The organism is Streptomyces sp. STR69 (assembly GCF_024519455.1).
Taxonomy (GTDB): domain Bacteria; phylum Actinomycetota; class Actinomycetes; order Streptomycetales; family Streptomycetaceae; genus Streptomyces.
The window spans coordinates 188582-201971 of the sequence record NZ_JALJRY010000022.1 but is presented as its reverse complement, the minus strand read 5'-3'; the positions used below and the strand labels follow the sequence as shown (position 1 = coordinate 201971).

At 70.3% G+C, this 13390-nt stretch carries 13 protein-coding genes; 5 read left to right on the top strand and 8 right to left on the bottom strand.

The annotated features are described in order from the left end of the window. On the top strand, positions 1 to 140 hold a 140-nt coding region (locus OC490_RS34990), incomplete at its 5' end, for a hypothetical protein (protein WP_262062052.1). 57 nt (positions 141 to 197) lie between these two features. Here the strand turns inward: OC490_RS34990 and pgl are convergent. From pgl to tkt, 5 genes are read right to left on the bottom strand one after another with little or no spacing between them, the layout of a single operon-like run. Next, a complete protein-coding gene (gene pgl, locus OC490_RS34985; RefSeq protein ID WP_262062042.1) occupies positions 198 to 980 on the bottom strand; it encodes a 6-phosphogluconolactonase in 783 nt (260 codons plus the stop codon). Positions 981 to 986: 6 nt separating this feature from the next. Next, positions 987 to 2126: a glucose-6-phosphate dehydrogenase assembly protein OpcA gene (gene opcA / locus OC490_RS34980; RefSeq protein ID WP_262062041.1), complete on the bottom strand. Its 1140-nt coding sequence runs from the start codon at positions 2124 to 2126 to the stop codon at positions 987 to 989. Continuing rightward, entirely contained in the window at positions 2123 to 3661 is a 1539-nt protein-coding gene (gene zwf / locus OC490_RS34975; protein WP_262062040.1) for a glucose-6-phosphate dehydrogenase, read from the bottom strand. The genes opcA and zwf overlap by 4 nt, the downstream gene beginning before the upstream one ends. Positions 3662 to 3665: 4 nt before the next feature. Continuing rightward, positions 3666 to 4784: a transaldolase gene (tal, locus tag OC490_RS34970; RefSeq protein ID WP_262062039.1), complete on the bottom strand. Its 1119-nt coding sequence runs from the start codon at positions 4782 to 4784 to the stop codon at positions 3666 to 3668. Positions 4785 to 4818: 34 nt separating this feature from the next. Continuing rightward, the gene (gene tkt / locus OC490_RS34965; protein WP_262062038.1) at positions 4819 to 6906 is read right to left on the bottom strand and encodes a transketolase; all 2088 of its coding nucleotides are present in this window, start codon (positions 6904 to 6906) and stop codon (positions 4819 to 4821) included. Positions 6907 to 7262: 356 nt separating this feature from the next. Here tkt and OC490_RS34960 point away from each other — a divergent pair, with 356 nt between their 5' ends. From OC490_RS34960 to OC490_RS34945, 4 genes are all read left to right on the top strand, one after another. Continuing rightward, positions 7263 to 8216, top strand: a complete 954-nt coding sequence (locus OC490_RS34960) for a heme o synthase (RefSeq protein ID WP_315986722.1) — start codon at positions 7263 to 7265, stop codon at positions 8214 to 8216. Between the two features lie 78 nt (positions 8217 to 8294). Beyond that, positions 8295 to 8627, top strand: a complete 333-nt coding sequence (locus tag OC490_RS34955) for a hypothetical protein (RefSeq protein WP_262062036.1) — start codon at positions 8295 to 8297, stop codon at positions 8625 to 8627. Between the two features lie 107 nt (positions 8628 to 8734). Further along, complete coding sequence (locus OC490_RS34950; protein WP_262062035.1) at positions 8735 to 9841, top strand: amidohydrolase; 1107 nt, start codon at positions 8735 to 8737, stop codon at positions 9839 to 9841. An 18-nt stretch (positions 9842 to 9859) separates the two neighbouring features. Continuing rightward, the gene (locus OC490_RS34945; RefSeq protein WP_262062034.1) at positions 9860 to 10609 is read left to right on the top strand and encodes a nucleotidyltransferase domain-containing protein; all 750 of its coding nucleotides are present in this window, start codon (positions 9860 to 9862) and stop codon (positions 10607 to 10609) included. A 4-nt stretch (positions 10610 to 10613) separates the two neighbouring features. Here OC490_RS34945 and OC490_RS34940 read toward each other — a convergent pair whose 3' ends face one another. From OC490_RS34940 to OC490_RS34930, 3 genes are read right to left on the bottom strand one after another with little or no spacing between them, the layout of a single operon-like run. Beyond that, entirely contained in the window at positions 10614 to 11624 is a 1011-nt protein-coding gene (locus tag OC490_RS34940; protein WP_262062033.1) for a COX15/CtaA family protein, read from the bottom strand. 46 nt (positions 11625 to 11670) lie between these two features. Next, positions 11671 to 12387, bottom strand: a complete 717-nt coding sequence (locus tag OC490_RS34935) for an ABC transporter permease (protein WP_262062051.1) — start codon at positions 12385 to 12387, stop codon at positions 11671 to 11673. Between the two features lie 59 nt (positions 12388 to 12446). Beyond that, the gene (locus tag OC490_RS34930; protein WP_262062032.1) at positions 12447 to 13370 is read right to left on the bottom strand and encodes an ABC transporter ATP-binding protein; all 924 of its coding nucleotides are present in this window, start codon (positions 13368 to 13370) and stop codon (positions 12447 to 12449) included. Positions 13371 to 13390: the final 20 nt, after the last annotated feature.

Sequence of the window (13390 nt, the reverse complement as noted above, 5' to 3'; positions counted from 1 at the left end):
TCGACCAGTGGGGCGTCGAACTGGGCAAGGTCCTCGCCAAGCGCGTCGAACCCGCGCTCACCGAGGGCGCCGACGTGCCCGGCCTGGACGCGTCGACGACGGCCCTGGTCGCCAAGTACCGGGAGCTGCGCGGACGTTGAGACGTGGAAGAGCCCGTACGACCGAAGTCGTACGGGCTCTTCGGCAGGGTGCCGGTGTCAGGCCGAAGCCGGCGGATACAGCGCGCGCGGCAGCTGTGAGGCCGCCGCCGCGTCCAGCAGCCACAGGGTGCGCGAGCGGCCCTGGGCACCGGCCGCCGGTGCCTGGATCTCGCCCGCGCCGGACAGCGCGATCGCCGCGGCCTCCGCCTTGTCCGCGCCCGCCGCGAGCAGCCACACCTCACGCGCGGAGCGGATCGCCGGCAGGGTCAGGGTGACCCGGGTCGGCGGCGGCTTGGGCGCGCCGTGGACGCCGACGACCGTGCGCTCGGTCTCCCGTACGGCGGGCAACTCCGGGAAGAGCGACGCCACATGGGTGTCCGGGCCGACGCCCAGCATCAGGACGTCGAAGGTCGGGACGGAGCCGTGGTTCTCGGGACCGGCGGACCGGGCGAGTTCCTCGGCGTAGCCCGCCGCCGCCGCGTCCACGTCGGCGCCGTAGAGACCGTCCGACGCGGGCATGGCGTGCACGCGCTTCGGGTCCAGCGGCACCGCGTCGAGCAGCGCCTCGCGGGCCTGGGTGACATTCCGCTCCGGGTCGCCCTCGGGCAGGAACCGCTCGTCACCCCACCACAGGTCCAGCCGGCCCCAGTCGATGGCGTCCCGGGCGGGCTGACCCGCCAGAGCTGCCAGCAGACCGTTGCCGTTGCGACCGCCGGTGAGCACGATCGAGGCGTAGCCGCGCGAGGCCTGGGCGTCCACGATCTTCGTGATCAGCCGGGCCGCGGCGGCCTGGGCCATCAGTTCCTTGTCGCGGTGGACGACGAGCTGGGGAGTGCTCACTGCGGATCAGCCTTCTTGCTTCTTGACCGGGGGCATCTTCGCGGGGGTCGGCCGGTCGGCGTCACCCTGGTCCGCCGAAGCAGACGCCGATGCCGGAGCCGACTTGGCAGCCGGTGCCGGTGCCGGAGCCGAGGCGGGCGTCGCCTCCGGAACCGCGCGGACCGGCAGAGCCGGTACCGGCTGGTCGGCGGCTGCCTCGGCCCGCTCCGCCGCCGACTGGATACCGCCCAGCCGGTCCACGCCGAAGCGCAGCGCGGACGCGTAGGTGTCGTCCGGGTCGAGCCGGCGCAGCTCCTCCGCGAGGAGTTCGGACGTCTCGCGGCGCTTGAGCGCCACCGCGCGGTCCGGCTGGCCGGGCAGTGCCAGGGTGGCCATCGCCCCGTCCGACCGGTGCAGCGTGATGGGACCGCCGGTCGTCTCCAGGCGCACCTGGGTCAGACCGGGACCGGCGGAGACCGCCCGCCGGACATGCACATGGAGCCGGTCGGCGAGCCACATCGCGAGCAGTTCGACGCTCGGGTTGGACTCCTCGCCCGCCACCTCGACGGAGACGATCTCCGTGGAGACCTGGTCGAGCGCGGCGGCCAGCATCGAACGCCACGGTGTGATCCGGGCCCAGGCCAGGTCGGTGTCGCCCGGCTGGTAGCTCTCGGCGCGGGACCGCAGCTCGTCGACGGGCTTCTCCGCCGCGTAGCTGTCGGTGACCCGGCGCTGGCTGAGGGCGCCCAGCGGGTCGGCCGACGGGTCGCGCGGCGCGTCCACCGACCACCAGACGACCACCGGCGCGTCCGGCAGCAGCAGCGGCAGCACCACGGACTGGGCGTGGTCGGAGACCTCGCCGTACAGCCGTAGGACGACCGTCTCGCCGCTGCCCGCGTCCGCGCCCACCCGTACCTCGGCGTCGAGGCGGGACTGGGTGCGGTCCCGGGGTGAGCGTGAGACGCGCTTGATGACGACGAGCTTGCGGGAGGGGTGCTCGTGCGACGCGTCGCTGGCGGCCTTCAGGGCGTCGTAGGCGTTCTCCTCGTCCGTGACGACGACGAGAGTGAGCACCACGCCGACGGCCGGGGTGCCGATGGCGCGGCGGGCTTTCACCAGCCCCTTGTTGATCTTGCTGGCAGTGGTGTCGGTGAGGTCTATCTTCATGGCCGGCGCCAGCTCCGTCCCTCTCGTGCGAGCATTTCGTCCGCCTCGACCGGACCCCACGTCCCGGACTGGTACTGCGCGGGCTTGCCGTGCTTGTCCCAGTACCGCTCGATCGGGTCGAGGATCTTCCAGGACAGCTCGACCTCCTCGGTGCGCGGGAAGAGGTTCGAGTCGCCCAGGAGGACGTCGAGGATCAGGCGCTCGTACGCCTCGGGGCTGGACTCCGTGAACGACTCGCCGTAGGCGAAGTCCATGGAGACGTCCCGGATCTCCATCGAGGTGCCGGGCACCTTGGAGCCGAAGCGGACCGTGACGCCCTCGTCGGGCTGGACGCGGAAGACGATGGCGTTCTGGCCCAGCTCCTCCGTCGCCGTCTGGTCGAAGGGGGAGTGCGGGGCACGCTGGAAGACGACCGCGATCTCCGTGACGCGGCGGCCCAGGCGCTTGCCGGTGCGCAGGTAGAAGGGGACGCCCGCCCAGCGGCGGTTGTCGACCTCGACCTTGATGGCGGCGTAGGTGTCGGTCTTCGACTGCGGGTCGATGCCGTCTTCCTGGAGGTAGCCGACGGCCTTCTCGCCGCCCTGCCAGCCCTCGGCGTACTGCCCGCGGACCGTGTTCCTGCCCAGGTCCTTCGGCAGCCGCACCGCGCCGAGCACCTTCTCCTTCTCGGCGGCCAGCGCGTCGGCGGAGAAGGAGGAGGGCTCCTCCATCGCGGTCAGCGCCATCAGCTGGAGCAGGTGGTTCTGGATGACGTCACGGGCGGCGCCGATGCCGTCGTAGTAGCCGGCCCGGCCGCCGATGCCGATGTCCTCGGCCATGGTGATCTGCACGTGGTCCACGAAGGACCGGTTCCAGATCGGCTCGAACATCGTGTTGGCGAAGCGGAGCGCCAGGATGTTCTGGACGGTCTCCTTGCCGAGGTAGTGGTCGATGCGGAAGACCTGGTCCGCGGCGAACACCTCGTGCACGACCCTGTTGAGGTCCTCGGCCGACTTGAGGTCGTGGCCGAAGGGCTTCTCGATGACCGCGCGGCGCCAGGAACCCTTGTCCTGGTCGGCCAGCCCGTGCTTCTTCAACTGCTGGATGACGACGGGGAAGGAGCGCGGCGGCACCGACAGGTAGAAGGCGAAGTTGCCGCCCGTGCCCTGTGCCTTGTCCAGTTCGTCGATCGTGTCGCGGAGCCGCTCGAACGCGTCGTCGTCGTCGAAGGTGCCCTGGACGAAGCGCATCCCCTGGACGAGCTGCTGCCAGACCTCCTCACGGAACGGCGTACGGGAGTGCTCCTTGACCGCGTCGTGGACCTCCTGTGCGAAGTCCTCGTGCTGCCACTCGCGCCGGGCGAAGCCGACGAGCGAGAAGCCCGGCGGCAGCAGACCCCGGTTGGCGAGGTCGTACACGGCGGGCATCAGCTTTTTGCGTGACAAATCGCCTGTGACGCCGAAGATGACCAGGCCCGACGGCCCCGCGATACGCGGGAGCCGTCGGTCGGCGGGGTCACGAAGCGGGTTCGCTCCGGAACCGGAATGAGGAGCCAAGGTCTCAGCCCTCCGAGGGGGCGAGGCGCGCGAGTTCCGCCTCGGTCGACTTGAGCAGGTCGGTCCAGGCCGCCTCGAACTTCTCGACGCCCTCGTCCTCCAGCAGCTGCACGACCTCGTCGTACGAGATGCCGAGCGCTTCCACGGCGGCGATCTCGGCGCGGGACTGCTCGTACGTGCCGGAGATGGTGTTCCCGGTGATCTGACCGTGGTCGTCGGTGGCCTCAAGGGTGGCCTCCGGCATGGTGTTCACCGTGTTCGGCGCCACCAGGTCGTCCACGTACAGCGTGTCCTTGTACGCCTTGTCCTTGACGCCGGTCGAGGCCCACAGCGGACGCTGCTTGTTGGCCTGCGCCTTGTCGAGGGCGGCCCAGCGCGGCGTGCCGAAGACCTCTTCGTACGCCTCGTAGGCGAGCCGCGCGTTGGCCAGACCGGCCTTGCCGCGCGCGGCCTTGGCCTCGTCGGTGCCCAGCGCGTCGATCCGCTTGTCGATCTCGGTGTCCACGCGGGACACGAAGAAGGACGCCACGGAGTGGATCTTCGCCAGGTCCAGGCCGCGCTCCTTGGCCTTCTCCAGGCCCGCGATGAACGCGTCCATCACCTCGCGGTAGCGCGCCAGCGAGAAGATCAGCGTGACGTTGACGCTGATACCGAGGCCGATGACCTCGGTGATCGCCGGGAGACCCGCCCGGGTGGCCGGGATCTTGATCAGGGTGTTGGGACGGTCCACCAGCCACGCCAGCTGCTTGGCCTCGGCGATCGTCGCCGCCGTGTTGTGCGCGAGGCGCGGGTCGACCTCGATGGAGACCCGGCCGTCCTGGCCGCCGCTCGCGTCGTAGACCGGGCGCAGGATATCGGCGGCGTCACGGACGTCCGCCGTCGTGATCATGCGGATGGCTTCCTCGACGGTCACCTTGCGGGCGGCCAGGTCGGTGAGCTGCTGCTCGTAACCGTCGCCCGAAGAGATGGCCTTCTGGAAGATCGACGGGTTGGTGGTGACGCCCACGACGTGCTGCTGGTCGATCAGTTCGGCGAGGTTGCCGGACGTGATCCGCTTGCGCGACAGGTCGTCCAGCCAGATCGCGACGCCTTCCTCGGAGAGGCGCTTGAGTGCGTCTGTCATGGAAAATGCATCTCCTACGTGTCGTTTGTCAGCGTCAGCTCTGGGCGGCGGCGATGGATTCCCGGGCCTTGGCGGCCACGTTCTCGGCAGTGAAGCCGAACTCCTGGAAGAGCACCTTGCCGTCGGCGGAAGCCCCGAAGTGCTCCAGGGAAACGATGCGACCGGCGTCCCCGACGAACCGGTACCAGGTCAGACCGATCCCGGCCTCGACCGCGACCCGCGCCTTGACCGACGGCGGCAGGACGCTGTCGCGGTACTCCTTGTCCTGCGCGTCGAACCACTCCACACAGGGCATGGACACAACTCGCGTCGGCACCCCGGAGGCCTCCAGCTGCTCGCGCGCCTCGACGGCCACGTGCACCTCGGAACCGGTACCGATGAGGATCACCTCGGGCGTACCCGTGGACGCCTCGAAGAGGACGTAACCGCCCTTGGCGGTGTCCTCGTTGGCCTCGTACGTCGGCACACCCTGACGCGTCAGCGCGAAGCCGTGCGGGGCACCCTTGCCGTAGACCTTGGTGTAGCGGCGCAGGACCTCGCGCCAGGCGATCGCCGTCTCGTTGGCGTCGGCCGGGCGGATCACGTTCAGGCCCGGGATGGCGCGCAGCGAGGCCAGGTGCTCGACCGGCTGGTGGGTGGGTCCGTCCTCGCCGAGGCCGACGGAGTCGTGCGTCCACACGTACGTCACCGGTACGTGCATCAGCGCGGAGAGCCGGACCGCGTTGCGCATGTAGTCGGAGAAGACGAGGAACGTGCCGCCGTAGACACGGGTGTTGCCGTGCAGCGTGATGCCGTTCATCTCCGCGGCCATGGAGTGCTCGCGGATACCGAAGTGGATCGTGCGGCCGTACGGGTTCGCCTCCGGCAGCGGGTTGTCCGCCGGGAGGAACGACGACGTCTTGTCGATCGTCGTGTTGTTCGAGCCCGCGAGGTCGGCCGAGCCGCCCCACAGCTCCGGGATGACCGCGCCGAGCGCCTGGAGGACCTTGCCGGACGCGGCACGGGTGGCGACACCCTTGCCCGCCTCGAACACCGGGAGCTTCTCTTCCCAGCCGGCCGGCAGCTCGCCCGCGGCGATGCGGTCGTACTCGGCGGCGCGCTGCGGGTTGTTGGTCCGCCACTCCTGGTACGACGGCTCCCACGCGGCCTTCGCCTCGCGGCCCCGCTCCAGCGCCTGGCGGGTGTGCTTGAGGACGTCGTCGGAGACGTCGAAGGACTTCTCGGGGTCGAAGCCGAGAACGCGCTTGGTGGCCGCGACCTCGTCGGCGCCGAGCGCCGAGCCGTGCGCGGCCTCGGTGTTCTGCGCGTTCGGCGCGGGCCAGGCGATGATCGAGCGCATCGCGATGAACGACGGCTTGTTCGTCACCTTCTTCGCGGCCTCGATGGCGTTGTAGATGGCGTGCGGGTCCAGGTCGCCGTCCGGCTTCGGGGCGACGCGCTGGACGTGCCAGCCGTAGGCCTCGTAGCGCTTGACCGTGTCCTCGGAGACCGCGGTCTCGGTGTCGCCCTCAATGGAGATGTGGTTGTCGTCCCACAGGAGGATGAGGTTGCCGAGCTCCTGGTGGCCGGCGAGCGAGGACGCCTCCCCGGAGATGCCCTCCTGGAGACAGCCGTCACCGGCGATCGCGTAGATGAAGTGGTCGAACGGGGACTCGCCCTGCGGGGCGTCCGGGTCGAACAGGCCGCGCTCGTAGCGGGCGGCCATGGCCATGCCCACGGCGTTGGCGACACCCTGGCCCAGCGGGCCGGTCGTCGTCTCCACACCGGTGGTGTGCCCGTACTCGGGGTGCCCCGGAGTCTTGGAGCCCCAGGTGCGGAACGCTTCGAGGTCGGCCAGCTCCAGGCCGAAACCGGCCAGGTAGAGCTGCGTGTAGAGGGTCAGGGACGAGTGACCGGCGGACAGGACGAACCGGTCGCGCCCCACCCAGTCGGCGTCGGCGGGGTCGTGGCGCATCACCTTCTGGAAGAGGGTGTACGCGGCCGGGGCCAGGCTCATCGCCGTACCGGGATGGCCGTTACCGACCTTCTGTACGGCATCGGCTGCCAGGACGCGCGCGGTGTCCACCGCGCGCTGGTCCAACTCGGTCCAGTCGAGGTCTGTTGTGGTCGGCTTGGTGCTCACCCTGGGTCAGGGCTCCTCTCCACATGTCACGCATGTCGAATGCCGGTGCACGCGGCGCCCACCGGCCGTTGTCGAGCCTACCCCCGTAAGAACGTGCATTTTTTCGAGTCATTCCAGACTGCCGGGACTCTCGGGGATCCGCCTCCCGACCGGTCCGTTCCGTATTCGGCAACTGAATACGGAGGTGCTCGTTCGAGTGCTCAACAGAGTGCTGATCAGCTCTTCCGGAGGCGGTGCCCAACACGACCCCACCCCCGCGAATGTCCGGGTCTGGGCAACGTCTACAGTGGCGTGGTACGCGCGAGCCGTTACGGGGAGTTCACACCCGGAGGCTTGCTGGGATGTCTCTGTCAGGGGTGTGCGTGACGGCCGTTGAATCCCGTCCAGCGGGGATTGTCGGGGCGAGTCAGAGCCCGAGCCGGCGGCCGATCGGGGCCCGGGTCATGGCGTTCGTGGCGCTGACCAAGCCGCGGATCATCGAGCTGCTGCTGATCACCACCGTTCCGGTGATGTTCCTGGCCCAGCAGGGTGTGCCCGACCTCAAGCTGGTCCTCCTCACCTGCCTCGGCGGCTATCTCTCCGCCGGTGGCGCGAACGCGCTCAACATGTACATCGACCGCGACATCGACGCGCTCATGGACCGCACCTCGCAGCGCCCTCTCGTCACCGGGATGGTCAGCCCCCGCGAGTGCCTCGCCTTCGGCATCACCCTCGCCGTCGTCTCGACACTCCTCTTCGGCCTGACCGTCAACTGGCTGTCCGCGTGGCTCGCGCTCGGAGCGCTCCTCTTCTACGTCGTCGTCTACACGATGATCCTCAAACGACGTACCTCGCAGAACATCGTGTGGGGCGGGATCGCCGGCTGCCTCCCGGTCCTCATCGGCTGGTCCGCGGTCACCGACTCCATGTCCTGGGCTCCGATCATTCTTTTCCTCGTCATGTTCTTCTGGACGCCGCCGCACTACTGGCCGCTCTCCATGAAGGTCAAGGACGACTACGCGCGCGTGGGCGTGCCGATGCTCCCGGTCGTCGCCTCCAACAAGGTGGTCGCCCGGCAGATCGTGATCTACAGCTGGGCCATGGTCGCGGTCTCCCTTCTCCTCACGCCCCTCGGCTACACCGGCTGGTTCTACACCCTGGTCGCGCTGCTGGCCGGCGGCTTCTGGCTCTGGGAGGCACACGGCCTGCAGAACCGCGCCAAGGCCGAGGTGACCGGCGGCAAGCTCAAGGAGATGCGGCTCTTCCACTGGTCGATCACCTATGTGTCGATCCTCTTCGTGGCGATCGCGGTGGACCCCTTCCTCAGGTAGTGCACCGGCTCCTCCTGAGGCAGGAGTCACTCCCCCCGCCCGTCGCCGTTGGGTCTACCCGTCGGTAGCATCCTGGCCATGGCAGACACGCAGCAGGTTGACGCGAAGGCCGAGCGCCAGGTGGCCCGCCTCGCCAAGCAGATCGGCACCTTCTCCAAGGCGCACGGCGGGGCCGAGGGCCAGGTCGCGTACATCGGGGAACGCGGCGCCCGCATCGTCCTCGTCGGCGAGGACGGCGGCTGGGGCGACCTCGTGGCCACGTCCTACGAGATCGCCCAACAGGCCGTCGAGAAGTCCGGGATCACCGTCCACGAGGACTTCGACGGAGAGTTCGCCGCGAAGGTGACGACGGGGCGGTACGAGTGGAAGCGGATGGCGGGCATCCAGATCGGCGGCCCGAGCAACGGCTGACGACTGGGCGCCCCCCTCACACGGGGTGCGTACCAGCAACACCTCACCCCCGGTTCACCCGTTAGGCCCCGTACAAGCGACGCGGTCAACTGCCACGGGGAGCCCGGATGATCGAAACGCCGTCCCTCGTGGACCAGTACTGCCACGGCGTACTGAGAACGGAGCTGGGCCTCGGCACCTTCGAGGCCCAACTCGCCCGCACCGAGGGCCCGCCCGCCCCCGGCACCACCCTCTTCGACACCCAGACCGGATTCGCCGTACGACGATGGTGCCCGCCCCTGCTCGGTCTGGAGCCGCACTGTCCGCCCGCCCGCTATCTCGCCCGGCGCCGTGAACTCGGAGTACTGGAAGCGGAGCGCAGGCTGCTGCGCGGCAGTGGTATCACGACGTACCTGATCGACACGGGCCTGCCCGGCGACCTCACCGGGCCCGCCGAGATGGCGACCGCCGGGCAGGCGGACGCGCGGGAGATCGTCCGCCTCGAACTCCTCGCCGAACAGGTCGCCGACACCTCCGGCACCGTCGAGTCCTTCCTCGCCAACCTCGCCGAGTCGGTGCACGGCGCCGCGGCCGGCGCGGTGGCCTTCACCTCCGTGGCGGGCGTACGGCACGGTCTCGCGCTCGCGCCCGAACCCCCCGGCCCGGGCGAGGTCCGGGGCGCGGCGGGCCGCTGGCTGGCCGGGCGGCGGGTCGGCGGGCCGCTCAGCGATCCGGTCCTGCTACGGCACCTGCTGTGGATCGCTGTCGCGTCCGGGCTGCCCCTCCAACTGCACGCCGGATTGGGCGAACCGGGCGCGCGCATCGACCGCACCGACCCCGTCCTGCTCACCGACTTCGTGCGCGCGACGGCCGGGCTCGGCACCGACCTGGTCCTGCTGCACAGCTACCCGTACCACCGCCACGCGGCCCATCTCGCAGGTGTCTTCCCGCACGTCTACGCCGACTCGGGCGCCGCGCTCGTCCGCACCGGCGCCCGCGCCGCGACCGTGCTCGCCGAGATCCTGGAGCTGGCCCCGTTCGGCAAGATCCTCTTCTCCAGCGGGGCCCACGGGCTGCCCGAACTGCACGTCGTGGGCGCCCGGTTGTTCCGCGAGGCCCTGGGGCGGGTGCTCGGCAACTGGGTCGCCGAGGGGGCCTGGTCGCTCGCCGACGCGCAGCGGGTCGCGGGACTGATCGCGGTCGGCAACGCGAAGAGGGTGTACGGGCTGGAGTGAGCTGTACAGACTGGACCCATGCCGACCGACGCGTTGCTCGACCGCTTCCTGAACGAACTGGCCCCCCTGGAGCCCGTCGCCGTGTGGGCCCACGGTTCGCTCGGCGGGGGCGACTACCAGGAGGGCCGCAGCGACCTGGACCTGATAGCCATCCTCGACCATCCCCTCAAGCCGAGCACCGCCCGCCGGCTCGTCGCCCTGCACCGCGGCCTGCGCACCGACCCCCTCGCCGTCCGCCTGCACTGCAGCTACCTCGCCCCGGGCACCCAGGACGCCCCGAACCAGCGCCACCTCACCTGGGCCCACGACCACGTCACCCGTCGGCCCGTCACGCCTGTCACTCGGCGTGAACTGCACCAATTCGGGCGGGTGTTGCACGGCGGATCACCGAAGGACCTGCTGCCGGCCGTGACGGACCAGGAGCTGGCCGAGTTCGTTGTACGGGACCAGCGGGAGTTCTGGCGGCCGGCCGTCGACAAGCCGCAGATCTGGCTCGAGAACGGCTGGGTCGACGTGGGCCTGACCACCTTCGCCCGCGCGACCGTCACCCGCCGGGACGGCCGCCTGATCACCAAGCGCGAGGCCCTCGACCTGCTGCCCTCGCTCGGCGCTCCGGTGGAGGTCGTGGAGGACGTCGTACGGCGGCGTTACGACGATCCGGTACCGTCCGCCGCCTCCGTAGAGGGCGATTGGCTCCACCGCCGGGCGGAGCTGACCCGGGCCTATCTGGGCCCCGCGATCGACGACTGGGTGGCCCGCTACGGGTGATGCCTCACGCACGCGTGGGCAGCGACTGTTCCACCGACGGGCCCGGCAGGTCGGCCACGACCTCCGGCCGCTCGCGCAGCGACAGCAGCACCCGCAGCACCCCGATCCACACCAGGCAGGAGCCGAGCATGTGGAGGGCGACCAGGGCCTCGGGGAGGTTGGTGAAGTACTGGACGTATCCGATGACGCCCTGGGAGAGCAGGATCAGGAACAGCTCGCGGGTGCGGTCCAGGGGGCCCTTGGGGGCGTCGACCGCCTTGAGGACGAACCACAGGGCGAAGGTCAGCGTGACCACGATCCAGGCGAGCACCGCGTGCAGCTTGGCGACCGTCTCCCAGTCGATCGGGATCCGGTCGACCTCCTTGGAGTCACCCGCGTGCGGACCCGCGCCGGTCACCACCGTGCCGACCGCGATCAGCAGCACGGAGGCGGTGACCAGGAACCACACCAGCTGCTGCACGGCCTTGCCTACCAGCGGCTTGGACTCCGCGTCGCCCTCCCGGCTGCGCTGCCACATCAGCGTGGCGACCGCGATCAGCGCCGAGGAGAGCAGGAAGTGGGCCGCGACCGTGTACGGGTTGAGGCCGACCAGCACCACGATCCCGCCGAGGATCGCGTTGCTCATCACGATCCAGAACTGCGCCCAGCCAAGCCGGGTCAGGGTACGGCGGTAAGGCTTCTCCGAGCGCGCCGCGATGATCGCCCAGCCGACGGCGGCGCACAGCACGTACGTCAGCATGCGGTTGCCGAACTCGATGGCTCCGTGGAAGCCCATCGCGCTGGTCGTGGTCAGCGAGTCGTCCGTGCACTTGGGCCAGGTCGGGCAGCCGAGCCCCGATCCCGTCAGCCGCACGGCACCGCCGGTGACCACGATGACCACCGACATCACGAGCGCGGCGAGAGCCGCCCGCTGAACCGTCCGGGGATCCGGGGTCCAGCGTGCGGCGATGAAGGCGAGGGGGTTGCGCACGGCGGCTACGACATCGGCGCGGGTCACGTTTGGCACGGGGACCATCGTAGGGGGGTGCTTGTGCACGCTTTCACGAGGGTCCGGCACAGGCCTACTCCCAGCGGAAGAACGCCCCCGCCGCCCCCAGCCCCACGACCGCCCACACGCCCAGAATTCCCAGGTCCCCCCACGGCATCCCCGCCCCGTGCTGCAACACATCCCGCAACCCGTCCGAAAGCGCGGAGATCGGCAGCAGCCCCAGTACGTCCTGCACCCCCGACGGGTACTTGTCCATCGGCACGATCACCCCGCCGCCGACCAGGAGCAGCAGGAACACCAGGTTCGCGGCGGCCAGGGTGGCCTCCGCCTTCAGCGTGCCCGCCATCAGGAGACCGAGGCCGGAGAAGGCCGCCGTGCCGAGGACCAGGAGGAGGAGTACGGCGAAGGGGTTGCCGTGCGGGGACCAGCCCAGCGCGAAGGCGATCGCCGTCAGCAGGATGATCTGGAGGATCTCCGTGACGAGCACCGACGCCGTCTTCGCGGTCATCAGGCCCCAGCGGGGGAGCGGGGAGGACGCGAGGCGCTTCAGGACGCCGTAGCGGCGCTCGAAGCCCGTCGCGATGGCCTGGCCCGTGAACGCCGTCGACATCACGGCGAGCGCGAGGATGCCGGGGGCGAGGAAGTCGACGGACTTGCCCTTCCCGGTGTCGACGATGTCCACCGAGCTGAACAGGACCAGCAGGAGGGTCGGGATGACCACCGTGAGGAGGAGCTGTTCGCCGTTACGCAGGAGCATCTTCGTTTCGAGGATCGCCTGTGCCGCGATCATGCGGGGGAGGGGCGCCGCCCCCGGTGCCGGGGTGTACGTCCCAGGGGCGGTGGTCGTTGTCACGCGCGCAGCTCCTTGCCGGTCAGCTCCAAGAACACGTCCTCCAGGGTGTGCCGTTCGACCGAGATCTTCTCCGGCATCACCCCGTGCTGCGCGCACCACGAGGTGACCGTGGCGAGCAGCTGCGGGTCGACCTTGCCGCCGACGCGGTAGGAGCCCGGGGTCAGTTCGGCGGCCGTGGAGTCGGCCGGGAGGGCCTTCAGCAGGGAGCCGACGTCGAGGCCGGGGCGGCCGGTGAAGCGGAGGGTGTTCTCGGCGCCGCCCCGGCACAGGTCCTCGGGGGTGCCGTGCGCGACGACCTTGCCGGCGTCGATGATCGCGACGTCGTCGGCGAGTTGCTCGGCCTCGTCCATGTGATGGGTCGTGAGGATGACGGAGACGCCGTCCGCGCGGAGGTCGCGGATGAGGTCCCAGGTGGCGCGGCGGGCCTGCGGGTCGAGGCCGGCGGTCGGCTCGTCCAGGAAGACCAGTTCGGGGCGGCCCACGACGGCCATGGCCAGCGCGAGGCGCTGCTGCTGGCCCCCGGACAGTCGGCGGTACGTAGTGCGGCCGCAACTGCCGAGGCCCAGGCGCTCGATGAGGGCGTCCACGTCCAGCGGGTGCGCGTGCAGCTTGGCGATGTGGCGGAGCATCTCGTCGGCGCGGGCGCCCGAGTAGACGCCGCCGGACTGGAGCATCACGCCGATTCTGGGGCGCAGTGCGGCGGACTCACGGACCGGGTCGAGGCCCAGGACGCGCACCGTGCCGGAGTCCGGCTTCCGGTACCCCTCGCAGGTCTCGACCGTGGTCGTCTTGCCCGCTCCGTTGGGACCTAGCACTGCGGTGACACCCGTACTGGCCACCAGGTCGAGGCCGTTCACCGCGGTCTTCGTGCCGTACCGCTTCACCAGGGCCTGGACCTGGAGCACGGGCTCACTTCGCATGGGCCCGAGTCTAGGTAGGC